The organism is Pseudarthrobacter oxydans (assembly GCF_034258515.1).
Lineage (GTDB): Bacteria > Actinomycetota > Actinomycetes > Actinomycetales > Micrococcaceae > Arthrobacter.
The window spans coordinates 3,923,861-3,950,182 of record NZ_CP139438.1 but is presented as its reverse complement, the minus strand read 5'-3'; the positions used below and the strand labels follow the sequence as shown (position 1 = coordinate 3,950,182).

At 66.3% G+C, this 26,322-nt stretch carries 24 protein-coding genes; 12 read left to right on the top strand and 12 right to left on the bottom strand.

Annotation, left to right across the window (positions count from 1 at the left end; all coding sequences use genetic code 11):
- Nucleotides 1-6: 6 nt before the first annotated feature.
- The gene (locus tag SMD14_RS17985; RefSeq protein WP_409339732.1) at nt 7-651 is read right to left on the bottom strand and encodes a DNA alkylation repair protein; all 645 of its coding nucleotides are present in this window, start codon (nt 649-651) and stop codon (nt 7-9) included.
- 200 nt (nt 652-851) lie between these two features.
- Here SMD14_RS17985 and SMD14_RS17980 point away from each other — a divergent pair, with 200 nt between their 5' ends.
- The 8 genes from SMD14_RS17980 to SMD14_RS17945 all read left to right on the top strand — a co-directional run bounded on the left by SMD14_RS17980 (nt 852) and on the right by SMD14_RS17945 (nt 11,898).
- Complete coding sequence (locus SMD14_RS17980; protein ID WP_321214553.1) at nt 852-4,565, top strand: nitrate reductase subunit alpha; 3,714 nt, start codon at nt 852-854, stop codon at nt 4,563-4,565.
- Entirely contained in the window at nt 4,565-6,259 is a 1,695-nt protein-coding gene (gene narH / locus SMD14_RS17975) for a nitrate reductase subunit beta (protein WP_321214552.1), read from the top strand. The genes SMD14_RS17980 and narH overlap by 1 nt, the downstream gene beginning before the upstream one ends.
- Nucleotides 6,256-6,876, top strand: coding sequence for a nitrate reductase molybdenum cofactor assembly chaperone (narJ, locus tag SMD14_RS17970; protein ID WP_321214551.1), 621 nt, complete (start codon nt 6,256-6,258; stop codon nt 6,874-6,876). The genes narH and narJ overlap by 4 nt, the downstream gene beginning before the upstream one ends.
- Before the next feature lie 2 nt (nt 6,877-6,878).
- Nucleotides 6,879-7,766 carry a respiratory nitrate reductase subunit gamma gene (narI, locus tag SMD14_RS17965; protein ID WP_321214550.1) on the top strand — a complete coding sequence of 296 codons (888 nt, stop codon included), beginning with the start codon at nt 6,879-6,881 and terminating at the stop codon, nt 7,764-7,766.
- Nucleotides 7,767-7,778: 12 nt separating this feature from the next.
- Nucleotides 7,779-9,014 (top strand): MFS transporter, encoded by a 1,236-nt coding sequence (locus tag SMD14_RS17960; RefSeq protein ID WP_157240763.1) that lies wholly within the window; start codon nt 7,779-7,781, stop codon nt 9,012-9,014.
- A gap of 5 nt (nt 9,015-9,019) precedes the next feature.
- On the top strand, nt 9,020-9,766 hold the full coding sequence (locus SMD14_RS17955; RefSeq protein WP_157240765.1) for a hypothetical protein: 747 nt from the start codon (nt 9,020-9,022) through the stop codon (nt 9,764-9,766).
- Between the two features lie 373 nt (nt 9,767-10,139).
- Nucleotides 10,140-11,270: an ice-binding family protein gene (locus SMD14_RS17950; RefSeq protein ID WP_321214549.1), complete on the top strand. Its 1,131-nt coding sequence runs from the start codon at nt 10,140-10,142 to the stop codon at nt 11,268-11,270.
- Nucleotides 11,271-11,280: 10 nt separating this feature from the next.
- Entirely contained in the window at nt 11,281-11,898 is a 618-nt protein-coding gene (locus tag SMD14_RS17945; RefSeq protein ID WP_321214548.1) for a class F sortase, read from the top strand.
- A 70-nt stretch (nt 11,899-11,968) separates the two neighbouring features.
- On the opposite strand, the gene SMD14_RS17940 is transcribed toward SMD14_RS17945, so the two are convergent.
- On the bottom strand, nt 11,969-12,487 hold the full coding sequence (locus tag SMD14_RS17940; protein ID WP_321214547.1) for a GNAT family N-acetyltransferase: 519 nt from the start codon (nt 12,485-12,487) through the stop codon (nt 11,969-11,971).
- Between the two features lie 80 nt (nt 12,488-12,567).
- The gene (locus SMD14_RS17935; RefSeq protein ID WP_321214546.1) at nt 12,568-12,984 is read right to left on the bottom strand and encodes a hypothetical protein; all 417 of its coding nucleotides are present in this window, start codon (nt 12,982-12,984) and stop codon (nt 12,568-12,570) included.
- Nucleotides 12,985-13,072: 88 nt separating this feature from the next.
- Here SMD14_RS17935 and SMD14_RS17930 point away from each other — a divergent pair, with 88 nt between their 5' ends.
- A complete protein-coding gene (locus tag SMD14_RS17930; protein ID WP_321214545.1) occupies nt 13,073-13,741 on the top strand; it encodes a helix-turn-helix domain-containing protein in 669 nt (222 codons plus the stop codon).
- A 211-nt stretch (nt 13,742-13,952) separates the two neighbouring features.
- On the opposite strand, the gene SMD14_RS17925 is transcribed toward SMD14_RS17930, so the two are convergent.
- The 9 genes from SMD14_RS17925 to SMD14_RS17885 all read right to left on the bottom strand — a co-directional run bounded on the left by SMD14_RS17925 (nt 13,953) and on the right by SMD14_RS17885 (nt 22,905).
- On the bottom strand, nt 13,953-14,618 hold the full coding sequence (locus SMD14_RS17925; protein ID WP_321214544.1) for a haloacid dehalogenase type II: 666 nt from the start codon (nt 14,616-14,618) through the stop codon (nt 13,953-13,955).
- Nucleotides 14,615-15,271 (bottom strand): TetR/AcrR family transcriptional regulator, encoded by a 657-nt coding sequence (locus SMD14_RS17920; protein ID WP_321214543.1) that lies wholly within the window; start codon nt 15,269-15,271, stop codon nt 14,615-14,617. Before SMD14_RS17920 ends, SMD14_RS17925 begins: the two co-directional genes overlap by 4 nt.
- Nucleotides 15,268-16,911, bottom strand: a complete 1,644-nt coding sequence (locus SMD14_RS17915; protein WP_321214542.1) for a PEP-utilizing enzyme — start codon at nt 16,909-16,911, stop codon at nt 15,268-15,270. The genes SMD14_RS17920 and SMD14_RS17915 overlap by 4 nt, the downstream gene beginning before the upstream one ends.
- Nucleotides 16,857-17,759: a PEP/pyruvate-binding domain-containing protein gene (locus SMD14_RS17910; RefSeq protein WP_321214541.1), complete on the bottom strand. Its 903-nt coding sequence runs from the start codon at nt 17,757-17,759 to the stop codon at nt 16,857-16,859. The genes SMD14_RS17915 and SMD14_RS17910 overlap by 55 nt, the downstream gene beginning before the upstream one ends.
- A gap of 373 nt (nt 17,760-18,132) precedes the next feature.
- A complete protein-coding gene (locus SMD14_RS17905; RefSeq protein ID WP_104999181.1) occupies nt 18,133-18,504 on the bottom strand; it encodes a PH domain-containing protein in 372 nt (123 codons plus the stop codon).
- An 18-nt stretch (nt 18,505-18,522) separates the two neighbouring features.
- The gene (locus SMD14_RS17900; protein WP_321214540.1) at nt 18,523-18,786 is read right to left on the bottom strand and encodes an NINE protein; all 264 of its coding nucleotides are present in this window, start codon (nt 18,784-18,786) and stop codon (nt 18,523-18,525) included.
- 460 nt (nt 18,787-19,246) lie between these two features.
- Nucleotides 19,247-20,650 carry an MFS transporter gene (locus SMD14_RS17895; protein WP_321214539.1) on the bottom strand — a complete coding sequence of 468 codons (1,404 nt, stop codon included), beginning with the start codon at nt 20,648-20,650 and terminating at the stop codon, nt 19,247-19,249.
- 388 nt (nt 20,651-21,038) lie between these two features.
- The gene (locus SMD14_RS17890) at nt 21,039-21,692 is read right to left on the bottom strand and encodes a TetR/AcrR family transcriptional regulator (protein WP_197432458.1); all 654 of its coding nucleotides are present in this window, start codon (nt 21,690-21,692) and stop codon (nt 21,039-21,041) included.
- Nucleotides 21,693-21,783: 91 nt separating this feature from the next.
- Nucleotides 21,784-22,905 carry an alcohol dehydrogenase catalytic domain-containing protein gene (locus SMD14_RS17885; RefSeq protein WP_321214538.1) on the bottom strand — a complete coding sequence of 374 codons (1,122 nt, stop codon included), beginning with the start codon at nt 22,903-22,905 and terminating at the stop codon, nt 21,784-21,786.
- Nucleotides 22,906-23,069: 164 nt separating this feature from the next.
- On the opposite strand from SMD14_RS17885, the gene SMD14_RS17880 reads away from it, so the two are divergent.
- The 3 genes from SMD14_RS17880 to SMD14_RS17870 all read left to right on the top strand — a co-directional run bounded on the left by SMD14_RS17880 (nt 23,070) and on the right by SMD14_RS17870 (nt 26,319).
- Nucleotides 23,070-23,912 carry an alpha/beta fold hydrolase gene (locus tag SMD14_RS17880; RefSeq protein WP_321214537.1) on the top strand — a complete coding sequence of 281 codons (843 nt, stop codon included), beginning with the start codon at nt 23,070-23,072 and terminating at the stop codon, nt 23,910-23,912.
- Between the two features lie 43 nt (nt 23,913-23,955).
- Nucleotides 23,956-25,485, top strand: a complete 1,530-nt coding sequence (locus SMD14_RS17875) for an NAD(P)/FAD-dependent oxidoreductase (RefSeq protein WP_321214536.1) — start codon at nt 23,956-23,958, stop codon at nt 25,483-25,485.
- Nucleotides 25,486-25,548: 63 nt separating this feature from the next.
- Nucleotides 25,549-26,319 (top strand): SDR family NAD(P)-dependent oxidoreductase, encoded by a 771-nt coding sequence (locus SMD14_RS17870; RefSeq protein WP_321214535.1) that lies wholly within the window; start codon nt 25,549-25,551, stop codon nt 26,317-26,319.
- Nucleotides 26,320-26,322 lie beyond the last annotated feature (3 nt).

The window sequence follows — 26,322 nt, the reverse complement described above, 5'->3', positions numbered from 1 at the left end:
CGGCCCTTAGTGCCCCGCCTGCCGGCGCACCATTTCGTTGATCCACGCGGGGGCGAACGGTGAGGTGCAGCCCGGGGGAGTGGGGTAGTCCTTGAGCACCTCCAGGCGCTCGCCGATCTCCAGCGCGCGGGCCCTGAGCCCGGGGTGCACAATGCCGATCTGGGCCAGGCAGGTGTTCATGGCCCACTGCAGCCGGTCCGGGGAGTCCTTCATCTCCGCCTCGATGACGTCCAGCAGCCCCTCAAGGTCCAGGCCGTCAGGCGCCTTCACCACGCGCTCGCTTGTCAAAGCCCAGCCGGCACTTGCTACTACCGGATCAGGATCGGACAGCCAGGCCACCCGCAGCTCCTCGGCGTGCGGGTTCTTCTTCACCACGTAGTTCACCAGCCAGTCCTGCACCTTGGGCGCCCGCGCCTCCCGCAGCATCGCATCCAGTTCGCCACGCCCGAACGCCTTCGGCCGGCAAACCAGGAGCGCCAGCAGCCGCGCCGCGGTATCGCCCGTGGCCCAGAGGTCACGGGCAAGTTCCTGTTGGGTTTTGAGCCGCTTGGCGATGGCACGCAGTTTGCTGAGGTTCACGCCGTGGTCATCCCCGTGCCTCTCGTTCACCTCGCGCGCCCTCGGGTCCTCGAGCCCGGCCAGTTCGGCCATCAGCTCCGCCACGCCCGCCTTGGCTAACGTCGTCTCAGCCACCGCAGCCTCCTGTCCAGTGTGTCCGAAGTCCAGCCTAGGGCGGGAAGCGCTCCGGCGCAGGCGCCCGGCAGGCGACCAGAGCCTAGTCCTGCCACCAAGCAGCTGCAACCAGTCGAAAGACCCTACTGGACCAGCCGCGCCGCACCTACGGTGGCAGCATGGCTGAGGAGCGTTTTGTCGCGGGGGTGGACGGGCCGGCATCGGATGCAATGCTGAAGCTGGGCAGGTTCTTTACGAAGTGGGACCAGACCGACGACGGCAGGGCAGTTTTCCGGGAGGGTGGCCGCAAGGGGGATATCTTCTACCGCGACCGGTGGAGCCACGACAAGGTGGTCCGCTCCACCCACGGGGTGAACTGCACCGGCTCCTGCTCCTGGAAGGTGTACGTCAAGGACGGCATCATCACCTGGGAATCGCAGCAGACCGACTACCCTTCCGTGGGCCCCGACAGTCCCGAATATGAACCGCGGGGCTGCCCCCGCGGGGCTGCCTTTTCCTGGTACACGTACTCGCCCACCCGGGTCCGTTTCCCCTACGCCCGCGGCGTGCTGGTGGAGATGTACCGCGAGGCCAAGGCCCGGCTGGGAGACCCGGTGCTGGCGTTCGCCGACATCGCCGCCGACCCGGAGAAGCGCCGCCGCTACCAGCAGGCCCGGGGCAAGGGCGGGCTGGTCCGGGTGTCCTGGCAGGAAGCCATCGAAATCGCGGCCGCGGCGCACGTGAACACCATCAAGATCTACGGCCCGGACCGCTGCGCCGGCTTCTCGCCCATCCCCGCGATGTCCATGGTCTCGCACGCGGTGGGAACCCGCTTCATCCAGCTCATCGGCGGGGTGATGACCTCCTTCTACGACTGGTACGCGGACCTTCCCGTGGCCAGCCCGCAGGTGTTCGGAGACCAGACCGACGTCCCCGAATCCGGCGACTGGTGGGACGCCCGCTACCTCATGATGTGGGGCTCCAACGTTCCGGTCACCCGCACCCCGGACGCGCACTGGATGGCCGAGGTGCGGTACCGCGGCACCAAGGTGGTCACCGTCAGCCCGGACTACGCGGACAACACCAAGTTCGCGGACGAGTGGCTCCCCGCCCAGGCTGGAACCGACGCCGCGCTGGCCATGGCCATGGGGCACGTGATGCTCAAGGAATTCTTCGTGGACCGGCAGGTTCCCTTCTTCACGGACTACGTCAAGCAGTACACGGACCTGCCGTTCCTGGTCAGGCTGGAAAAGCGCGACGACGGCGCGTTGACGCCGTCGAAATTCCTCACCGCGCGTGACATCCCGGCGGAGTCAGGGGCTGAGGACGCGGCGTTCCGCACCGTCCTGTTCGACAAGAAGGCCGGCCGTCCGGCCGTCCCCAACGGCTCCATGGGATTCCGCTACTCCGGCAGCGGAGAGGGCAGATGGAACCTGGACCTTGAAGGGATGGACCCCGCACTGTCCCTGCGGGAGGTCTCGGGTGAAAGCGCCGAGATCCTGCTGCCGTGCTTCGAGCAGGCGGACGGCACCGGCAGCGTGCTCCGGCGCGGGGTGCCCGTGATCGAGGTGGAGGGCCAGCTGGCCACCACGGTGTTCGACCTGATGCTCGCCCAGTACGGCGTGGGCCGCGAAGGGCTGCCCGGAGAGTGGGCCGCGGGGTATGACGACGCCGCCACCCCGTACACCCCGGCCTGGCAGGAGGAGATCACGTCCGTCCCCGCGCAGGCCTGCATCCGGGTGGCCCGCGAGTTCGCCCGGAACGCCGAGCAGTCCAGGGGCCGGTCGATGATCATCATGGGCGCCGGGATCTGCCAGTGGTTCCACGGCGACACCACCTACCGGGCGGTGCTGGCCCTCGTGATGCTGACCGGCTGCATGGGCCGGAACGGGGGCGGCTGGGCGCACTACGTGGGGCAGGAAAAGACCCGCCCCATCACCGGCTGGGTGTCGCTGGCCAACGCCCTGGACTGGTCCCGGCCGCCGCGCACCATGATCGGCACCGGGTACTGGTACATGCACACGGACCAGTGGCGCCAGGACGGCTACTCCGCGGACGCGCTGAAGTCCCCGCTGTCCACCGGCGCCCTGGACGGCCTGCACACCGCGGACGCCATAGCCCAGTCCGCAAGGCTTGGCTGGATGCCGTTCTACCCGCAGTTCGACCGCAATCCCCTGGACCTCGCCGACGAGGCGGAGGCCGCCGTCGCCGCCGGCACTGCGAAGGACACCCCCGGCTACATCGCGGACGCACTGAAGAACCGGACCCTGAACCCGGCCATCGAGGACGTGGATGCCCCGGAGAACTGGCCGCGCACCCTGGTCCTCTGGCGCTCCAACCTCTTCGGGTCCTCGGCGAAGGGCAACGAGTACTTCCTCCGGAACCTGCTGGGCACCCACAACAACGTCCTGGGCGAGGACCACGCGGAGGGGCTGAAACCCACGCACGTGAAATGGCACGAGAAGGCGCCCGAAGGGAAGCTGGACCTGCTGGTCTCCGCCGACTTCCGGATGACCTCCACCACGCTGCTGTCCGACGTCGTGTTTCCCGCCGCCACCTGGTACGAAAAGCACGACCTCTCCTCCACGGACATGCACCCGTTCGTCCACGCGTTCACCCCGGCGATCGACCCGCCCTGGGAAACCAAGACCGACTTTGACACCTTCCACCTGCTGGCCCGCGAGTTCTCCCGGCTGGCCAGGACCCATCTGGGCGTCCGGCGCGACCTGGTGAGCGTGCCGCTGCAGCACGATACCCCTGGCCAGCTGGCCCAGCCCGGCGGGACGGTCCGCGACTGGCGGAAGCCGGACATCCCCGCCGTCCCCGGGCAGAACATGCCCGTCTTTTCCGTGGTGGAGCGGGACTATACGGCCATCGCGGACAAGCTCGCCGCCGTCGGGCCCCTGGCGGACAAGCTGGGCTTCACCGTCAAGAACGTCACCTACAAACTGGACGGCCCGCTGAGCCGGCTCAGCCACTCGAACGGCGTGATGCTCGGCGGCGCCGCGGACGGCCGGCCGGCCCTGGACACCGATGCCAAAATGGCGGAGGCCATCCTGGCGTTCTCCGGCACCACCAACGGCATGCTTTCCGTGCAGGGCTTCAAGGACCTGGAAGTCCGGACCGGAAGGAAGCTGGCGGACCTCGCCGAGGGCTCGGAGGAAAAGTTCATCACCTTCGCCCAGACCCAGGCCGCCCCGGTGCCCGTGATCACCTCGCCGGAATGGTCCGGCTCGGAAACCGGCGGACGCCGCTACGCCCCGTTCACCATCAACATCGAACGGCTCAAGCCCTTCCACACCCTCACCGGCCGGATGCACTTCTTCCTGGACCACGACTGGCTCACGGACATCGGCGAAGCCCTTCCCATCTACCGGCCGCCGCTGGACATGCACCGGCTCTTCGGCGAACCCAAACTCGGCCGGAACGGGCAGCTGGAGGTGGTGGTCCGGTACCTGACGCCGCACTCCAAGTGGTCCATCCACTCCGAATACCAGGACAACCTGCTGATGCTCTCGCTGTCCCGCGGCGGGCCCACGGTGTGGATGAGCCCGGCGGACGCCGATTCCATCCAGGTCAGGGACAACGACTGGGTGGAATGCCTGAACATCAACGGAGTCCTGGTGGCCCGGGCGATCGTCAGCCACCGGATGCCCGCCGGTGTGGTGTACGTGCACCATGCCCAGGAGCGCACCATCGACGTGCCGAAGTCGGAGGCCACCGGGCGGCGCGGCGGCATCCACAATTCGGTCACCCGGCTGCTGGTGAAACCTTCGCACCTGATCGGGGGCTACGCGCAACTGGCGTACGCGTTCAACTACCTCGGCCCCACCGGAAACCAGCGCGACATGGTGGCCACGGTCCGCCGCCGCTCACAGGAGGTGCAGTACTGATGCGGGTCATGGCTCAAATGGGCATGGTGATGAACCTGGACAAGTGCATCGGCTGCCACACGTGTTCGGTGACCTGCAAGCAGGCCTGGACCAACCGGGCAGGCACCGAGTACGTCTGGTTCAACAACGTGGAAACCCGCCCCGGGCAGGGGTATCCCCGAAGGTACGAGGACCAGGACAAGTGGCGCGGCGGCTGGGCGCTGAACAAGCGGGGCAGGCTGGTGCTCAAGGCCGGCGGCCGGGTGAAGAAAATGTTCGGCATCTTTGCCAGCCCGGTCCAGCCCGAGCTCAAGGACTACTACGAGCCCTGGACCTACGACTATAAAACCCTGGTGGACGCGCCCCTGGGCGACGACTTTCCGGTGGCCCGGCCCAAATCCCTGATCACCGGGGAGGACACCAAGGTCACCTGGTCCGCCAACTGGGACGACAACCTGGGCGGCTCCGCGGAGAACGGGCACCTGGACCCGCTGGTGGAGAAGGTCCGGCGGGAGTCCGAGGACAAGATCAAGTTCGCGTACGAGCAGACGTTCATGTTCTACCTGCCGCGGATCTGCGAGCACTGCCTGAACCCGTCCTGCATGGCCTCCTGCCCCTCCGGCGCCATCTACAAGCGGGTGGAGGACGGGATTGTGCTGGTGGACCAGGACAAGTGCCGCGGCTGGCGGCAGTGCGTCACCGGCTGCCCGTACAAGAAGATCTACTTCAACCACAAGACCGGCAAGGCCGAGAAGTGCACCTTCTGCTACCCCCGGGTGGAGGTGGGGATCCCCACGGTGTGCTCGGAGACCTGCGTGGGCCGGCTGCGGTACCTGGGGCTGTTTTTGTACGACGCCGATGCGGTCACCGCGGCGGCGTCCGTCACCGACCCGAAGGATCTCTACGACGCCCAGATGGACGTCCTGCTGGACCCTAACGATCCCGCCGTCCAGGCCGAAGCCCGGGCGCAGGACATCCCGGAGGACTGGATCGACGCCGCCCGGCGCTCGCCGGTGTACGCCCTCGCCAAGGTCTACAAGGTGGCGCTGCCGCTGCACCCGGAGTACCGGACCATGCCGATGGTCTGGTACGTGCCGCCGCTGTCCCCGGTGGTGGACCTGCTGCGGGACCAGGGGCACGACGGCGAGGACCACGGCAACCTGTTCGGCGCCATTGATGCGCTGCGGATCCCGGTGGAGTACCTCGCCGAGCTCTTCACCGCCGGGGACGCGGACCGGGTCACCGCGGTGCTGAAGAAGCTTGCGGCCATGCGTGCGTTCATGCGAGGCATCAGCCTGGGCAACGATCCGGACGAGTCCATCGCCGAGGCCGTGGGCATGGACGGGCAGGCCATGTACGAGATGTACCGGCTGATGGCCATCGCCAAGTACGACGAGCGGTACGTCATCCCCAAGGCGCACGTGGAGCAGGCGCACGACCTGGAGGAGATGGGCTGCTCGCTGGATTTCGACGGCGGCCCGGGCATGCAGGATTCCTCGCCGTTCGGTGAGGCGAGCGGCAGGCCGGTGCCGGTTGCGGTGGACACGTTCAACGCCCTGCGCGACCGGCAGACCAGCGGTGAGGTATCAGCGGGAACCAGCCTGAAGGGCAGGGTGAACCTGCTGAACTGGGACGGCCGGGGGGCACCGCCGGGCCTTTTCCCGGACAAGGGGCCGGAGCCGGGCACGTTGGCCGCGGCGGAGGACCAGCCGTGAGCCGCCGCGACCAGGTGGCGTACATGGCCGGTGCGTGGTGCCTGTCCTACCCGGACGAGGACCTCCTGGCCAAGGTCCCGCTCATGCGCGCCGCACTCGCGGAGTTCCCGGCCGCCGTCGAACCCTTCCAGGAGGTGCTGGACGCACTGGAATCCACGCCGCTGATGGAGAGCCAGGCACACTACGTGCGGGAGTTCGACCTCAGCCGTCGCCACGCCCTGCACCTGAGCTACTGGACGGACGGGGACACCCGGCGCCGCGGCGAAGTGCTGGGCAGCTTCAAGAAGGCCTACCGGCAAAGCGACATTTTGGTGGACACCCAGGGAGAGCTGCCGGACTACCTGCCCATGGTGCTGGAATACACGGCGCTGGTGGACTTCTCCGCGGGGCGGGAGCTGCTGATCCGGTACCGGCCCAGCCTGGAGATGCTGAAGTTCGGCTTGCTGCGGGACAAGCTGCCGCACGCCAGGATCCTGGCGGCCATCTGCGCCATGCTCCCCGGAAAGTCGCCGGCCGACGAACAGGCCGTGATGCGGATGGCGGGCTACGGGCCACCCACCGAGGCGGTTGGCCTTGACCCCTACGATCCGCGCCTGCTGCCCGTGAAGGGGGCCTGACCATGGTGAACTTTGAAACGCTGCCTTTTGAAACACAGCCCGGAGCCGCCGTCGAACTCTCTGCCCTGGACACTGTGCTGTGGGGTGTCCTGCCCTACGTGATGGTGGTGGTCCTGGCGGGCGGGCTGGTCTGGCGGTACAAGTACGACCAGTTCGGCTGGACCACCCGGTCCTCCCAGCTCTACGAATCCAGGCTGTTGCGGATCGCCTCGCCGCTGTTCCACTTCGGCCTGCTCGCCGTGATCGCCGGGCACTTCTTCGGTCTGGTTATCCCGATGTCCTGGACGGAGGCGGTGGGGATGAGCCAGGACTTCTACCACTTCAACGCCCTGTTCGTGGGCGGGATCGCGGGCGTGGGAACCCTGGGCGGGATCGTCCTGCTGATCTACCGGCGCCGCACCACCGGGCCCGTGTTCATGGCCACCACCAAGAACGATAAAACCATGTACGTGGTCCTCACTGCCGCCATCGTGTTCGGCCTGTGGACCACGCTGGTCAGCGTGTTCGAGGGCGAGCACGCGCACAACTACCGTGAAACCGTGGCTCCGTGGTTCCGTTCGCTGTTCATCTTCCAGCCGGACATCGCAGCCATGGCCGCCGCGCCGTTCTCCTTCCACCTGCACACGCTGGTGGGGATGGCGCTGTTCATCATCTGGCCGTTCACCCGGCTGGTCCACGCCTTCACTGCACCGTTCCACTACCTCTTCCGCCCGTACATCGTGTACCGCTCGCGGGACCGGGTGAAGGCAGGTGCTGCGGCCGGTGGACGCCCGGGCCGGAGGGCCGGAACCGGGGCGGGCGGCAAGGCCGCGCAGAATCCCAACGCCCCCAGCGCCCGGCGCGGCTGGTCCGCCGTCGGGACCCAGGACCGGGACACCCGGAACCGGTGAGAGGAGAAGACAATGGCCGCAGCCGCCCAGCCCACTGAAACCTCCCACCCGGGCAAGGGACGGAACCTGGCCCTGGCCACTGCCGCCTCGGTCACCGCCTTCTGGGCGTGGAACATCGTGGCGCCGCTGGGCGCGCGCTACACCCAGGGGATGGGGCTGGACCCAACCTCCACAGCGGTGCTGGTGGCCATGCCCATTTTTGTGGGCGCGCTGGGCCGGATCGTGATGGGCGCCCTCACGGACCGCTACGGCGGCCGGGTCATGTTCACGGTTGTCCTGCTTGGCAGTGTCCCGCCCGTCCTGCTGGTGGCCCTCGGCGGCACCCTCGGTTCCTACGCCGTGGTGCTGGGCGCCGGCCTCTTGCTGGGCATTGCAGGTACCGTGTTCGCCGTCGGAATCCCCTTCGTTTCCGCCTGGTACGAACCCTCACGGCGCGGCTTCGCGACGGGCGTTTTCGGCGCCGGGATGGGCGGGACCGCGCTGGCGGCCTTCCTGACCCCGCGTCTGGTGACCTGGATCGGCTACCTGCCCACGCACCTGCTGATTGCCGGGCTGCTGGTGGTGATGGGGGCCGTGATCTGGTTCAACCTGAAGGAGTCCCCGGACTGGAAGCGGAACACCGCGCCGGTGATCCCGAAACTCAAGGACGCGGCCGGGCTCGCCGTCACCTGGAAGCTGTGTTTCCTCTACGCCATCGTCTTTGGCGGGTTCGTCTCCTTCGCCACGTACCTGCCCACGTACCTCCGGGATATCTACCAGTTCGATCCCACTGCTGCAGGCACCCGAACTGCGGGTTTCGCCCTGGCGGCGGTCCTGTTCCGGCCCATCGGGGGAGCGGTCGCGGACAAAATCGGGTCCAAGCCAGTGGTCCTCACGTCGCTGGCGGGCATCGCGGTCCTGGCTTTCATCGTGAACCTGCGGCCCGACGGCGAGATCCCGGCAGGCCTCACCTTCGTGGCCATGGCGGCATCGCTCGGCCTGGGCGCCGGTGGCGTGTTTGCCTGGGTGGGCAGGCTCGCGCCACAGGGGAAGGTGGGCAGCATCAGCGGCATTGTCAGCGCGGCCGGTGGAATGGGCGGCTACTTCCCGCCGCTGGTCATGGGAGCCACCTACAACGCAGCGGACAACAGCTACTTCATCGGCCTCATGCTGCTGGTGGTCACGGCAGTCATCGCCTTCGTGTTCACCATCGTTGCGGTCCGGTCGCCGAAGCAGCCCGCACCGCAGGGTGCATTGAAGGGGACGTAGATGTCATGAAACGGTCAGCGTGGCCCGGCGCGGCACTACTTCTTTCGCTTTCGCTGCTCACCGCGTGCGGCGGGCAAGCCGGCCAACCGCAGGGGACGTCGTCGGGCGTTACCGCAACGGCAAGCGCCACCCGCACGCAAACGACGACGGCGGCACCCTCGCCGAGTGCCTCCGGTGGCCCCTCTGTTGCCTCGCCGTCGGCTTCCTGGACCACCTACACCACGGCGGCCGGCGACCTGGCGTTCGACCTGCCCTCCACATGGAACATCAAGGACCCGGCGGGGGAGCTGGCCGAGGGCGGCGGGGCATTCGCCGAGGTGACCAGCGAGGATGGGCGGCTGCTGGCGACGCTGCGCACCAACATGGCCACCGGCTCCACGTGCACCGAAAAGTACCCCTACTCGGTCCTCGAATCGCAGGAGATGCCGCAGCTGGCGCAATACGGCACCGTTCCGCGGTACACCTTCGAAACCCGCGGCAACGACATCGCAGCAGGCCCGCCGGATACCCCGGCGGCGGCCTACGGCATCACCACCGCGCCCCTTCCCGAAGGTGACTCGGCCTGCTACATGTTCCACTTCTTCAACTGGCCGCCCAACGCCGCCACGTTCGGGGCGTTCTACAACCCCGAGCTGAACCTGACGCCGGGCGACCCGTCGCTGCCGTACCTGGAGAAGGCGAAGCTGTATGCGGGGACGCCGGAGTATGCGGACATCAAGCGGATGATCACGTCGCTGCGGCCGGCGGGTTAGGAACGGAACGTTCGGCGGAAATGCTCTGCAACCGCGACACATCCAGGGAATTGAATAATTCTTTTGGGTTCCAGGTGCGCCCTCAAGGGCCTGGGATTGGCGCGGGAGCCCGCCCTGACCAGCCACGATGGGGACTAGGGACCGCGTCGTCCGTTCCCAGGTTCCTCTGGGGTCTTCCCGCAGTTTGCGGAGACCGTAGGCGGACCACCGTTTGAAGCGTAGAGTCCGCAGGTATCGCTCCCTCACAATTTGTAAGGCAGTGCTTTGGGGCGTTTGCCCGCTGGGGGAAGGAACTGCCATGCAACACTGCTCTGCGCAACGACGCGGGTCACAACGACACACCTCGGGGGCATCCCGGCGCCGGCAAACAGCAATGGCAGGGGGTGCAGCCGGAGCCGTTATCCTGGCGGTCGCCTTGGTTTGGCAGCAGTCACCCGCCTTCGCTGCCACGCCGGTGGGTTTGGGCACTGCCACCTCCTACTCCGTGCTCGCCGGCTCCGCCGTGACCAACACCGGCCCATCCACCCTCCAGGGGGACCTGGGCGTCAGCCCCGGGACTGCAATCACAGGCTTTCCGCCAGGGATTACGGCGGGGGCCATCCACGCGGCAGATGCGGTTGCGGTGCAAGCGCAGTCGGACCTGACCACTGCCTATAACGCCGCAGCAGGGCAGCCGTTGACCACCAGCGTTGCAGGGGACCTTGTGGGCATGACGTTGACTGAAGGTGTCTACAGGTCCACCAGTTCGCTGGCCCTCAGCGGACAGCTCACCCTGGACGGGCAGGGCAACCCCAACTCCGTCTTCGTGTTCCAGGCGGCGTCGACTTTGATCACCGCGTCAGCCAGCAGCGTCATCCTCACCAACGGCGCCCAGGCCTGCAATGTGTTTTGGCAGGTAGGCAGTTCGGCCACCCTGGGTACCGCATCGAGTTTCAAAGGTTCCATTCTTGCCCTCACCTCCATAACAGCGGAGACCAACGCCGTTGTGGAGGGCCGGGTTCTCGCCCGTAACGGTCAGGTCTCCCTGGACACAAACGTGATCACCAACCCGGCTTGCACGCCAGCCGCAACCACACCGCCCATTTCGGGCACACCGACGGCCACGGCAACGCCCACGGAGACGGCCTCCCCGACTGAGACTGCGACTGCGACGGCGACTGCAACCAGCACACCAACTGCTACGGAGACAGCATCAGGGTCCGCCACAGCGACGCCGACTGCAACAACCGTCGACAGCCCGACGGCGACAGCCGCAGGTGGAGCAGGTGGAGCAGCGGGCAATGGGCCAGGTGCCAACGGCGCCAGTTCCTCCGCCCCTGCAGCAGCTGTCCCGCTGGCCGGTACTGGTGCGGGGGGACGGAACCAGGGCACGAACATTGATACGGCCGCGGGCCTCCCAGTTGGAGGTCAGGAGGCACTCGGAATAGTCATGGCGGCCCTTGCCGTGACCGCGGCCATCGTCTTTGCAGCCAGGCTGGTGCTCGGAAGGCGTCGGAGTAGTTAGGACCAAGGGCTTGCGGCGGAAAGCCGTCCTCTCCCTCGTGGGGGCGGCAGGCTTAGCGGCGGCAATCCTGGGCGGCGGGTCCGCGCAGACCCTGAGTCGAGAGGCCCTGCCGCAATCGTCTCTGTCGGCTGCCGCAGAGCCGCCGTCCCCCTCGGTGGAACATCGTCCACTGCAGGAAGCTGCCGCCTCGCCGCCCGTGCACATCGATTACCCCGCGGTGGAGATGGACCAAGCCGTCCTGCCGCTCTCTCTTACGGAGCAGGAGGCGAGCCTTGGCTCCCTTGTTCCTCCCCCTACTCCGGACGCTTACTGGCTGACCCCGTACGGCACACCTGGTCCAGGCTCCACCAACACGACGTACATCGTCGGGCACAGCTGGGAGGGGCGTCCTTCCCCCTTCAACGGGATCAGTTCACGCGCGCAGCCGGGCGATCGGCTGACCGTATCCACGGCGCAAGGGCCGCTGGTCTTCACCGTCGATGAGATCACCACGGAGTACAAGGACACCCTGAGGGACAGCGCGATCTGGGACAGGGTCCCGGGCAGGTTTGTCCTGATCACCTGCTTTACCGAGGATCTGTGGGGGACCAACATCATCATCCAGGCCAGCCCCCTGCCCTCGGATTAGCGCAGACCAACGCCTGGAGCATGAACGCGCATCGCGACTTCCAACCGCAGCCCTGTCCTCCGCGGACCGGTTACGCCGTGTCGATCCAGTAGCGGCGTTTGCCGTTGCGGGTGTCCTCGTGAACGCCGCCGTTCTTTTCGATGGTGGCCCGGGAGCCTGCGTTTTCCTCATCGCAGGTAAGGAGGACCCGCTGGATTCCAAGTTCCCGGGCGATCGGCAGGGCATCAGCCAGCGCCCTGGCTGCATGGCCGCGGCGCCGTGCAGAGGGCCTGACACTGTAGCCGATGTGCCCGCCCTCGTTGAGGAGGAAGTCGGTCAGCTCGTGCCTGATGGCGAGTGAGCCAAGGAACGTGCTGCCTTCAACGATCCACAGGTAGGTGCAGGGCACATGCCCCGGCTTGCGCGGGGTCTCCGGCAGTGCGTCTCTAAGTAGCGCGTCCACGAAGCGGCCGAAAGTTTGGGGATTTTTGAGTTGCTCCAGGGGCCAGTCCTCGGCGCCTCCGCCGTCACGCCGGGCGCCGTCGAACTCAACGGCTCCTTCCAGCCAGGAGGAGTGGTAAGTAACGTCCGGAGCGATGAGGCGGGCCATCACAAGATCGTATTCGAAAGGGTGGGCTCGACGCCGGGCCTGCACCAGTGGGCCCAGCGCCGTTGCCAGTCCATTTCAGCTCACCGGAAGATGCCTGTCCCCGGGGAGAGTCGGTTCAGGGCCAGTGCGCCGACCAGGAGCCCGAAGTCCCTCAAGGCCACGTCGTAAAAGCCGCCGAGAACCAGGAGGTTGACGATGATGCCGAGAAGCCAGACCGCCACGAGCAGTGAACCGAACCGCGGCCGCACAGCCACGGCAATGCCGGCTATCACCTCGACGACGCCCACCACATACATGATGGTCTGGGCGGGCAGGGGCACGATGGACGTGGCCACCGGGGCGAGGTAGATCGTCCAGTCGACCAGCAGGTTGGTGAACTTGTCCAGCCCAAAAACGATAGGTGCAACCGTGAAGACCGTGCGGAGCAAAAGGAAGGCCTGGTGTCCCCCTCTTAGGTCCTGTGCCTGCGCCGGCGTGTGGGCTGCTTTTGTTGTCATGATGGACTCCTTCTAAAAGTAGATATCTTGATTTTAGAAAGTGCCGTAGATTTAAACAAGAGGAATCTTTTTAGAAAGAGGTGCGGGCATGACCAGGCTTCCGTGGGCACGCCGGGTGGTGGCGCTGTCCTCCCTCGGGGACGAAAAGCGGCGGCAGTTGTACGAGCTGGTGCTCGCTGCTCCTGCCGCGCTGAGCCGGGACGAGGCCGCTGACGCCACGGACCTTCCCCGGAGTACCGTGTCATTCCACCTGGACAGACTGGTGGCCGACGGACTGCTTGCCGTGGAGTTCCACAAGCCCGCCGGAAAGTCCGGGCCGGGGTCAGGGCGCCCCTCGAAGGTGTACCGGGCCGTTGCCCGTGAAGTGGGCGTTTCCGTGCCGGACAGGAACTACGACCTCGCCGGGGAGCTGATGGCAGCGGCCATCGACGAGGCGGCGGCAAACAACCAGCCGGTGCGTGACGTTCTCCTCGCCACCGCCTATGCCAAGGGGAAGTCGCTGGCCGCGGACAGCCAGGGCCTGGAGGACTTCCTCGTCGCTTTCGGCTACCGTCCCAATCCCGACGGCAGCGGCGGGTTCACGCTGCCCAACTGCCCCTTCCACCGCCTCTCGGAGGGGCACCCCGGTGTCGTCTGTGCCATGAACGGGGCCTTTCTCAGCGGGGCGGCGGCCGGCAGCGGCGAGCCGGAAGAACGGGTTGCGGCCAACAACAGCCCGGGGCAGTGCTGCGCCAGGATCACTCCGCGAGGAGCCTGAAGAACGTCCGTCGGCGGGCGGACAGTCCCTGCGGCGGACGGTCCCTGGGTGCCGCAGGAGTGCCGCGGCAGCCGCCCTAAGGGCAGAGCCGGTCGAGGGTCTCCTGCGGGAAGATTGTCCAGTCTGCTCGGGGCGCGGCTGACTGCATTCACGTGCTGGGTTCCGGGTTTGCCTGACATGCCAACGGCGCCCGTTGCGTTCCGGGCCCATCTCAGGCCAGGGCAGCAGCCAACTTGTCCAGCGCCGGCACGGTATAGTCCGGAGCCTGGAAATACTTGGGGTACTGGACGCCGGACCGGTTGATCCATGCGGTTCCGAGGCCGGCCTTCGCGGCCCCGTGGATGTCCCAGGGATGAACGGCCACCAGCAGCAGCTCATCGGGCGCTGCGCCGCACGTGGATGCGGCGTACCCGTAGGCTGCCCGTGCCGGTTTCCAAGCCGGCGCGTCCTCTACGGAGAGCAGCAGTTCAAAGCTGTCCCTGATCCCGGCGTCGTTGAACAGTTTCTCGGCAACCCCGGTAGCGCCGTTGGACAAGGTGGCCAGCCGGAACCCCGCAGCTTTGAGTGCCTTCACTCCTTCCGGGACGTCCTGGTGCAGGCCAAGCCCTGCCAGTCCTGCCATCACATGCTCCACCGCAGCGTCAGGATCCCTGTCAAGGTCCATGCCGGCGAACAGGCCGCGCAGGGCCTCTGCACCGATCTCGGCGAAAGACCCGTTGCCGCCGGCTGCGGTGAGGGCAAAGCCGTCGCGCAGCAGCGTGGCAAACCACAGCTTGGCCAGGGACGCCGGTGCACCTACCTCTTCGAACCTGCCTGCCAGGGGGGACATGTCCGAGAGGGTTTCATTGACGTCGAAAACAATGGTGGAAGGTTTCACGGGCGCAGCTCTCCTTCAGTTACAGTTTCAGGTGCCCGCCGGGTGTGCCCCGGGTCGAGGCCGAACAGCGGCAGCACCACTTCGTCCACAATCCCCACCAGGAAGTCATCCTCGATGGGGCCGGAGCCGAAGATGAACCGTTGCCGCAGCAGGGCGGGACCGGCCTCGAGCCTGAAGCCAGTCACGAGGTCCGGATCGCATTCGCCCCGTCTTACGGCGCTGGCAAGGATCTCATGCATCATCCTGCTGGCGTTTCCATGCGTGAACTCACGGACTTCTGCGGCAACTTCGGGGTTCTGCAAGGCCTCACCCAACACTCCGCGAACGGCCTGTCCAACGGTCCCTTCCAGCAGCCGGGCAGCCTGCCGCATGGCGGTCAAGGTATCCAGCCGCAGGCTGCCGGTGTCCGGGACGGTGTCCGGGCCATGCATAGAGGCGTAGGCGGCGTCCAGTACCAGGGCGGCGCGGCCGGGCCAGCGCCGGTAGAGCGAGGCTTTGCTTGCGCGCGCGCGTTCGGCTACCCGGTCCATAGTCAGCGCAGAGTATCCGGATTCGGCGATCTCTGCCAGGACGGCATCGAAGATCGCGTTGTTCAGGACCGCGCCGCGCCGGCGCGGCAGCTTTCGATGGTCCTGGCCCGTTCCAGCGGTCACGACGACGGCTCCGCAACAGCCGCCGTGACCTGTCCGCGGGTGCCGTCCACCAGGACCAGCTGGCCGGTCTGCAGGTCACGGGTCCCCGACCCGGTGGCCATGACGGCGGGGATCCCGTATTCCCGGGCGACGATGGCAGCATGGGAGGCGATCCCGCCGGCGTCAACCACGACGGCGGCCGCGCGCTGGAACAGGGGAGTCCAGGATGGGTTGGTGTAGGGGCAGACCAGGACCTCGCCGCTGCGGAGCAGTCCGAATTCGTCCGGCCCGCGAATGATCCTCACCGTCCCGGTGGCCTGGCCGCGGCTGGCGGGCATGCCGGACGCCAGAGTCCCGGGCGCCGGACGCATGTGAGCGAACAGCGTTGCCGTGTCCAGCAGCGGAATGCCTTCCAGTTCCCGGCGTTTCGCGGCCCTGGCCAGCACCAGCCGGCGGTAGCGTTCCCTCTCGGCGGCAGGCAGCGCGCCGCCGTCGTCCATTCCCGCCAGTTCTTCAAAGCGCAGGTGCTGGACATCGGCCGCATCAGCCAGCACCCCGGCATCGCACAACCGCCGGCCCAGTTCGGACAGCGCGCGCCGGAGCGGCGGCAGCACCATGGTGGCGTAGAAGTGGCTGTCTTCGCGGAAGGCGGTCCCGGCTTTTGCGGCGTCGACGGCGGACAGCAGGTGCCGCCGCAGGGCCGCGATCCGCAGGGCGGGATGACGTTTCAGTTCCGCAAGGGCCTGGCCGGTTTGGTCTGCGGCCGGCCGCCGCTCTCCCATCATGGAGGTGACCAGGCCTAGAACCACCTCGGGGGCATCGGACCAGGTTGGTGAACTGGACAAGAGCACGCTGACGGTTTCACGGTGGCCGTATTCTGCCAGGAATGCCTGGAATTGTGTGTGGAATTCCTTGAATTCAGGATCGTGCTCCAGCCGGGAAAGCAGTTCGCCCGGTTCAAGTTCCGTGAAGGCCCGGGCGAGCGTGCCATGCGACCGGACCTGGTCGGCCAGGGCCTCCAGCGCACGGTTTGCCTGGCTGGTGCGGGTTTCCGCGCCGGCGATGAGTGCCGGGCCAAGGTGCCTCTTGCCCAGCAGCATGAGCATCAGGCGCAGCTTGGCCTGCGGAAGGAAAGCTCCCGGCAGGTACGAGATCCGCAGCTCGGTGATCCCCCGCATCGTGGCGAAGGCGTCCTCCGCGAGCCCGATCACCCCTCGCCAGGCCAAGGTCCGGGGGTCTTGGGCGTTGAGCCGCCGGAGGTTCTCCAGGAATGTGGCGAACCTGCTGTCCCGGGTCCACCGGGTTGGATTGAACCGGCGGGCCCGGCGCACCACGGAAACGGGTGCGCCGAGCGTGCGAAGTGTAGGGTGCGGCACCGGAGGAACCAGCCGGACCACCACGCCGTCCTCCTCCGGCAGCAAGTCGTTCACCGACGGGAAGACGACGCCGACGCTTCCGGCCATGCCGTGCAGCATGGCCAGAATGCCGCGCTGCATCCAGCCGGACACGTCCAGGGGATACGGACGTTCCTGGAACATCTCCAGGAAGAACGGACCCATCAGGCGCTGGAACGGGTTCAGGTGTAGTGGCTGCGGCGGCAGGGCGGTCATCGGCCGCGACTGGAGCACGTACAGGCGCCCGCCGGTGATGGCCCATTCCATGTCCTGCGGCCGGCCGAAATGATCCTGGGCACTATTGCCAGCCGCGCCAGTTCCGCCAACTGCCCTGTGCCGAGGGCAGCCTGCCGGCTGCCCGTGCCGGCGCTCTCCCGGGTGCCCCCGCCGGCAAGGGCCCGGATCACAACCTCATGGGCGCCCGGGATGAACGATTTTGTCCGGCCCGAACGGTCCAGCACGTAGTGTTCCGGCGTGACGCGTCCGGAAACCACGGCCTCGCCCAGGCCGGGGCTGGCATCGACCACGATTTCACCGCGCTCGCCGGTTACCGGGTTCGCGCTGAACAGGACTCCCGCGGTGTCCGCCGGCACCATGTCCTGCACGACGACGGCAATCGACACTTCCCGCGGGTTGATCTCCTGGCGCTGCCGGTAGGCGATGGCGCGGTCCGTCCACAGCGAAGCCCAACATTCCACCACGGCACGGGTCACTGCCTGCTCGCCGACAACGTTCAGGAAAGTGTCCTGTTGCCCGGCAAAGGCGGCTCCTGGCAGGTCTTCGGCGGTGGCACTGGAACGCACGGCCACCGGACCGCCGCCCAGCGCGGCGTAAGCCGCCGCAATATCAGCGGTGACGCACGCCGGCACGTGGGATTCGGCGAACAGCGCGCGGATCCGTGCTCCGGCGTTTTCGGCTTCGAGCAACCCTTCCAGTTCGGCGCCCAGGCCGGTTTCTGCCAGCAGGGTGGCGTAGGCGGCGGTTGTGACCACAAAGCCCGCTGGAACAGGGAAGCCGTGGCGCACGAGCTCACCGAGATTGGCTCCCTTTCCGCCAGCCAACGCCAGGTCCGCGGCGCCGAAGTCGGCGAGCATCCCGGTAAATTTTTCAGTCATCCGGGACTCCCTGGGGACAGAGGGGGGCGGAGCGGCCGTTGGTCCAATGCCCCAGAAGCATCACAGGCAGGATTCCCGGAAGTGCCGCACGAATGGCTGTTGGAAACTGCGGGATTGCGGCGCTGCTTGCGGTCCATTGGGCCCCGGTTTAGAGAACTAATGGTTCTCTATAAGAGTACGTTCGTTGTGCCAAGGCCGACAAGGCTTTGACTCGGCCTCGGCATGAAAGTGGACGTCGAGGCGCCGTCAGGGCCCCGGAACCGGTCGGCCCTGCCCCACAACGCGATGGGTGGCTGGGCCGCCGGTATCCGGGCACTTCCCTCGCCGTAGAAGGGCGGCCGGAGCATCCGATCGCCCTTCTACGTGCTGACTGCTATTTGGTGTTCAGCATGTTCCAGAGAATCAAGTCATGTGCGTGCTTGGCTTTGTCATCGCCGCGGAAGTCCGCTTCCTTGATGCTGCCACCCGTGTCGATTCCGATGCTGGAGGTTGACGCGAACCTGCCCATCATCGACTTGTTGGACAGCATCGAGACGGAGCGGATGTTCTTGTAGGGCACGGACACGACGGCAAGTTTGTTTCCGACGAAGCTCTTGTCCTGGAGGATTACGCGCATGTTGGTGATGCCCACGAAGCCGGTACCGACCCCGATGCAGTCGTAAACGGCGTAGACGATTTCTCCCTGCAGGAGCCCGGCCCTGATTTGCTCGAGCTGTTCATACTTGTCGTGAATGATCTCAGTCAAAGTGCAGTCTCCTTCGGCCTAGTTGCGGAGCGGAACGCCGTGGGCGTCCCGCTGGAAGTAGACGGCGCCCGCGAGGATCATGATGCCCTCGATAAGGCCCCACAAGGCGAGGAATCCCAAGCCCAGCACACTCAGGACGATCGCGAGCACGAGCTGGATGATGCCGATCTTTGTATATCCAAGGTAAAAGCGGTGGATACCCAGGCCACCCAGGAATATGCCCAACAGGCCTGCCGCGATCTTCGACTTGGACTGCGGGTAACCGTAACCCGGCTGGGGCATGGGCGGCTGGCTTGAGTACTGCGGCGGCTGGGGCATGGGCGGCTGGCCTGAGTACTGCGGCGGCTGCGGCATAGGCGGTTGTGCAGAGTACTGCGGGCCGGGGAAGGGCGGCGGGGTTGGAGCTTGGGCGCCGTTGTAAGGAGGGGGCACAGGCGGGCCGTAATTTTCCTGCGGGGCCGAGTTCGCGTCGGGGTGTTGCTGGGTCATGGTTGATGCCTTCCGGAGAATGATGATGCGGCCCCAGGTGACCGGGCGGCGGCAGTCAACGACGGCATCCCCCAGAATCCATAGCCTTCCTAAGTGTGACGGACTGCTGGGCAAATTTCCCTGTAAGCCGCAGTGTTTCCTCCTGAAGACGTCGAGGACGTTCTTAACGAAAGCGGTCGACGGCGGGGAGTCCCGCCGTCGACCGCTTGGCCTTGGGTGCCACTTGCGGTAGCCCGTCCCGCGGCCGCATCCGTTACCCCGCCGCCACGCTTTCACGGGCAGGAGCGGGCTCTGGCGCCTCAATTTTGCCCTTGCGGGTCTCGAGGTCGCCGAGCGACTTGCCCTTGGTGTCGGGGGACAGGAGGGTAGCGAGCGCTGCGACGGCGCAGATACCCAGCGTGGTCAGCCCGATGACCAGGGGGACGTTGGCGGATCCCGGGGGAGCGACGGCGGTGAAGATGCTTGGGAAGAACGATGCGATCATGAGGCCCACGTTCTGCGACACGGCGAACCCTGTGACGCGGATCCGCATGGGGAACTGCTCCTGGAAGAACGTGGCAAAGGTGGCGTTCCACATCTGGAAGAAGATGCCCTGGACGATCACGATGCAGACGAAGACCAGTGCCAGGCTTCCCTGCTCGATGGCCCACAGGTATCCGCCGGCCAGCACGCCACCGCCGACGCCGCCGGCCACCATCAGCATCCGCCGGCCGATCTTGTCCGAGAGAGCGCCGAACAGCGGAATGGTGACGACGGCGGCGATGTTGGCCACGAGCGTGACCCACAGGAAGTCGCTGCTGGAAAAGCCGTTGCCGTAGCCCTTCTGCGTGGCGTAGGAGACACCGAAGATGAGCGTAGCCATACCGATCACGTTGGTGAAGGTCATCAGGATGCAGCGGACCAGGACCCACGGGTAGCCGCGGACCAGGTCAACGAGGGGGAACCGCTGCTTGGCCTTGCCCGTTTCGGTCTGGGCTACGTACGCCGGCGGCTCCTGCACCCGGCGGCGGATAACGTAGCCCGCCAGGATCACAAAGGCGCTGAGCAGGAACGGGATCCGCCAGCCCCAGGCCTGGAACTGGTCGGCGGGCAGGATGGCTGCAAGGGGAAGCAGGACGGCGGTGGCCAGGATGGAGCCCACCTGGGTGCCCTGCAGGCTGAAGCTTGCGAAGAAGCCGCGCCTGGCGTCGGGGGAGTGCTCCACGATCATCGCGCTGGCGCCGCCCAGTTCTCCTGCGACGGCGAAGCCCTGGATGAGGCGGAGGATCACCAGCATTATTGGCGCCAGGATGCCCACCTGTCCGTACGTGGGCAATAGTCCGACGGCGAAGGTGGCGAAGCCCATCAGCAGCATGGCGAAGACGAGCACCTGCTTGCGGCCGTGCCGGTCACCGTATGCTCCCAGTACGACGGCGCCTACCGGGCGGGAGACGTAGCCCACCGCATAGGTGGCCAGCGAGGCGATGATCCCCACGGTCGGGTTTTCGGTGGGGAAGAAGATGGCGGGGAAGATGAGCGTCGCTGCCAGCGAGTACAGTGCGAAGTCGTAGTATTCGAGTGCGCTTCCGATCCAGCCGCTCATCGCCGCTTTCTTCGGGTCCCGCTGGCCAGCGCCGGCTTCCGGGATAGGACGGGTTTCCCCGGGGGTGGTGCTCATTCTGGTGAATTCCTTCGTCGTCTTTGGCAAGGAACCGGAGCTGTTGTGTTCCGGACGGTCGACGTGGACCTTGAAGGGTGCCGGACTTTGGAAAGCCCTTTCCCTTGAATCGTTTCATCAAGAATAGGATAGTGATGCCGGTTACGTCAACGCGGTAACCGAACAGCATTTGCAGAGGGCCTGACCAGGCCGCTTTCCGCCATCAGGATCGCGTAGGCGGCGGTTGTGACCACAAAGCCCGCAGTAACAGGGAAGCTAGGAGCACATCCTGCGGGACCACGAGCCCTGGACGCCTTTTCTAGGGGTGGACAACGGATTGGACGACCTCAGTCAAGCGACTCCTGCTTCTCGGCCCAGATGGACGCCCTGCCGGCAGGCGCTGGATCTTTCAAAACCGGAAAAGCGGTTCGATCTGCACGCGCAGTCGCTCGCGGAGTTTCTCCCAGAGATCCTCCGGGCGGAATCCGCGCGCCGGGGTGCGAAGGATCTCGTGGATATAGGTTCCGTTGCAGTTCTGCGCAACGATCAGTGAGTCGACGTCGGCGCTGAGATATCCGGCTTTCCTGGCGTCGTCGAGGATGGCGGCGATCAGGGCGATAACCCTGTCGCCCTGGGAGATGCTCTGGGCCCCGAGCTGGCTTCCGGCCTTGAAGCCGTGGTGCAGGTAGCTCGTGACGTTCTCCGGGTCGGTTGCGTAGAACCGGGCGCGTGCACGGAAGATGGCGTAGATCCGCTCCACATAGTCCCGCGCGGTGGAAGTATTGGCGGCCAGTTCCTTGTCCGCGTCTTCGATGGCCTGGAGCGTCGTATCCATGCGCTCGCCGATAACCAGCAGCAGCAGTTCGTGCTTGTTGCTGACGTAACGGAAGAGGGTGGCCTCCCCGACCCCGGCAAGCTCGGCCACCTCCTTGGTGGTGGTGTGCTCGTAGCCCCGCTCGTTGAAGAGCTGTTCTGCTGCAGCGCGGATGTTCTGGTAACGCTCGATCCGGGCCTTCTCGCGCAGCCCGACGGGAGCACCACTTGCGGAGGCCTCCGAAGTCATCGTCTTCATCCTTTATTAACGTTCCTATCAGCGGTGGGGTACCGGGCGGCCGTTCGCAGCTGCCGGGGTTCAGTTCTGGTGCCGATAACTCTCAATTGAACATCACGATCTGGCGGATGGCATTTCCATCGGCGAGTTCATCCATCGCCTCGTTGATGTTGTCCAGGGTGATCACCGACGAAGCCAGTTTTTCGACCGGCAGCCTTCCTTCGCGCCACATCTGGGCGTAGACCGGGATGTCGCGGGCGGGTACTGCGGAGCCCAGGTAGGAACCGACGATGGTGCGGGCCTCGGCTGTGATCCCCAACGGTTCAATGGATGACAGCACTCCCGCAGCCGGCAGTCCGGCAGTCACCGTGGTGCCGCCGGGCGCCGTGGCCTGCACCGCGGTTTCGAAGGCGCGGGGGTGGCCGGCCGCCTCGATGACGATGTGGGCCCGGATGCCCAGGTCCGCGGCCTCGGCAGGCGAGTACGTTTCTGTTGCCCCCAGTTCCCGCGCTGTGATCAGTTTGTCCGGGTTCGCATCGACGCCGATGATCCGGGCGGGTTCGGCCCACGCTGAGGAGATTGCGACGGCGGTCAGCAGAGCAGCCATGCCGACTCCTCCGAGGCCGACGATCATGATGTCCTGCCCCTCCTGGGGATTCCCCGCGTTGATGACGGCCCCGCCTCCAGTCAGCACCGCACACCCAAGAAGTGCAGCGACCGACGGCGGCACGTCGCTTCCGACCGGGACAACCGAGCGGCGGCTGAGCACGGCATGGGTCGCGAACCCGGAGACTCCGAGGTGGTGACGGACAGGCTGGCCGGCACGCGTCAGTCGGGTGGACCCCCCTGGCAGCGTTCCGGCCCCGTTCGATTCTGTACCGACGCTGCACGGCAGCTTGCCCCCGGTGCGGCAGTTGGGGCACTCCTCGCAGCGCGGCAGGAAAACCGTGACCACCCGCTGGCCCGGTTCAAGGTCATCGACATCCGCGCCGACAGCGACGACCGTCCCGGCGGCCTCGTGGCCGAGCAGCATGGGCAGCGGACGGGGGCGGTCGCCGTTGACCACGGAGAGGTCCGAGTGGCAGATACCCGCAGCCTCCATCCGTATCAGGACTTCCTGCGGTCCCGGCCCGGCGAGGTCAAGCTCCGCAACGGAAAGCGGGCGGGACCGGGCGTACGGACGGGGGGAGCCGACGGTCTCCAGGACCGCGCCGGTAATCTTCATGGTTTCCCTTCCAACGATTGTGCTTCGTATCACTCTTATGCTTTTATGAGAGTGTAATCCGCACGGAGTGCACTTTCAATATCGCGTGACTGCGCGTTGCCTGCACCCGATCGGATCCCCTCATCGTTATCAGCACCGGCCAGTCAAATTCGAAGGGATTGGAATTGAAGATTCATCCAGATGCAAACGAGGGTGCCGTCCACGTCGGGGGCCTTTCGGTTCCTTTCCATGACACGCTTGCACCGGAAGACTCCCGGGACACCGTGGTCCTGGTCCACGGAACGGGCGGAAGCGCCAAGACTCATTTCCGCACCCTCTTTCCCATGCTTGCCGCCCGGTACCGTGTCCTGGCCGTTGACCTGCAGAGCCCTGCCGGGGAACCGACCCTCGACGGATTGTCAGGGCAGGTTGCGGCCGTCATCGACCACCGCGCTCCTGCTCAGCCGGTCCATGTGGTCGGCTACTCACTGGGCGCACTGGTGGCGGCCGACCTCGCCGCTTCCCGCCCCGAAAGCGTGTCAAGCCTGACCCTGGTGGCCGGTTGGGTCAGGGCCGACGCCCAGCAGCGGCTTCGCAACCGGATCTGGAAGCGGCTCTTCGAGTCGGATCAGGACCTCCTGCGCGAGTTCGTCACCTGGACAGCCTATGGACACCCTTTCCTTGCCGGCCGGGGCGACGCTGACATCCAGGCCCTGATTGATGCCCGGACCTTCCCGGAGGGGATTGCCGGGCAGATGCGGCTCAACGCCGTCGCCGATCTGACCGGCAGGCTTACAGCGATCACCGCTCCGTCCCTGGTCATTGCCGGCGCCCACGACCAGATGGTGCCCGCCCGGCAGACCCAGCTCCTTTTCGGAGGCCTTCCGAACGCCCGCTACGCGGTCATCGACAGTGGTCACGCCGTCCCGCAGGAGCGCCCGGCCCAGCTGTTCCAGCTCATCAACGAATTTGTGACGGACCCCGCCGCTTCTCCTGCGGGCCGGATCCGGGAAGCACTCTTTGTCTAGCCCGTCGGGACCAGCACGCAACAACACACACATTGGAGGAACAGTGGAAAGTACCCCTATGGGTTATCCGGCGTCCGGTTCGCCGGTCGACGTCATCATCGTCGGCACAGGCTTTGGCGGCCTTGGCATGGGCGCAAAACTGGCCCGCGAGGGCGAACGCTCATTCATCATTCTCGAACGGGCGGAAGACGTGGGCGGAACCTGGCGCGACAACCACTATCCCGGCGCGGCCTGCGATGTGCCGTCGCTGCTGTACTCGTTTTCCTTCCGCCCCAACCCTGAATGGTCCCGGATGTTCGCCCCCCAGGAGGAAATCCTCGGCTACCTGCGCAGCGTTGCCCGGGAAGAGAACCTCCTTGAACGGATCGTGTTCGGCGCCGAACTGACCGATGCCCGCTGGGATGAGGCGGAAGCGCTGTGGAAAGTCAGCACCCCTAAGGGTGAGTTTGCAGCCAAAACCCTGGTGACCGCCGTCGGGCATTTGTCCGAGCCGAAGATGCCCGATATCGAGGGACTGAGCGACTTCTCCGGCGAAGTGTTCCACTCAGCGCAGTGGAATGACGGGATTGACCTGGCGGGCAAGCGGGTGGGCATCGTCGGCTCGGGAGCCACGGCCATCCAGGTCTTGCCCGAGGTGGCAAAGATCGCCGGGGAGGTCGTTGTGTTCCAGCGCTCGGCCCCGTACGTGACGCCGCGACCGGACCGGGCCTACACCGAGGAGGAAAAGGGTCTTTTCCGCAAGATGCCCGAGGTGATGCAGGAACTGCGGGAGGAGATGTTCTGGTCCAACGAGGAGCGCTACGCCCAGCGCCGGGGCACCCCGACGCTGGTCTCCGCTGCAGCGCAGGTCGCCCTGGACCATCTCCACCGGCAGATTGAGGATCCGGAACTGCGCCGGAAGCTAACCCCGGACTACACGTTCGGCTGCAAGAGGGTCCTGAAATCCAGCGACTACTACCCGACGTTCACGCAGGAGCACGTCCACCTGGAAACCGGCGGCGTCACGCGTGTGGAGGGCAACCGTGTTATCGGCGGGGACGGAGGCAGCCACGAACTGGATGTCATCATCGCCTGCACGGGTTTTGAAGCGACAGACCTGCCCATTGCCTACCGCATCTACGGCCGCGACGGCCAGCCGCTCAGTGAACGCTGGGCCAACGGCATGCAGGCCTACGCCACCACGGCCGTGCATGGGTTCCCGAACCTGTGGATCATCAACGGGCCCAACACCGGGCTGGGCCACAACTCCGCCGTCTACATCGCCGAGGCCCAGATCGACTACATCATGGGCGCGGTGAACTTCCGCGACCAGGCCGCTGTGCCGGCGCTGGAGGTGAGCAGGGAAGCGGAGGATGCCTTCATAGGCCGTGTGGACCAGTTGGCCCAGGGCACTGTGTGGCTCGACGGCGGCTGCAGCAGCTGGTACGTTGACCACCGCAACGGGCGGCTGACCACACTATGGCCGGAACCGGCCTATACCTTCCGCCAAGTCAACGCGCCCTTTGACCCTGAACCCTATCTGGCCGGATCCACGGACCAAGCCAGGGAAGAAGCCCTGGCCGGAGTGCGCTAACGGCCCCACGGGGAGACTGCCGAGAAGAAGGCCGCCTCCCGTTCAACGAGGAACGGAGAAAGCATGAGTAACAACCAGCAGCACCACCGAACAGTCGTCGTCACCGGCGCGGCCGGGGGCATCGGCCGCGGCATCGTGGAGTCATTCCTGGCCAGCGGGGACCGGGTGATCGCCGTGGATGCATCAGACTCCGCACTGGCCGGCCTCCGGGCGGACCTGGATCCGCAGGGCGGATCCCTGCAGGCAATGCAGTGTGACGTCACTGAGCCCGGCGACTGGCAGCGGATCGCAGAGACGGTGGAGGCCAGCCCGGAAACCCCTGCGGTGCTGGTCAACAACGCCGGCATCTCCCCGAAACGGGACGGACAAAAGATCCCGGGTGACGAAGTCCCCTTGGAGGAGTGGACGAGTGTCCTGGCGGTAAACCTCACGGGCCCGTTCCTGGGTATCCAGGCCCTGGTACCGCACATGAAGAACACCGGATTCGGCAGGATCGTCAACATGTCCTCCCTGGCAGGACGCGACGGCGGCAGGCTGGGCGGCGTCCACTACGCCGCGACCAAGACGGGCCTGCTGGGCCTGACCCGTTCCTTCGCGCGGGAACTGGCACCGTTCGGTATCACCGTCAACGCCATCGCCCCGGGGCGGATCGACGCCGGCATGGCCGCCGGCGTCTCCGACGAAGTCAACCGGAACTATCTCAGCCGCATCCCGGTGGGCCGGCTGGGCAGCGCCGATGACGTTGCCCAGGCCGTCCAGTACCTGGCCGCCGTTGAAAACGGCTTCGTCACGGGCGTCACGGTTGACGTCAACGGAGGGTCGTACATGGGATGAGAT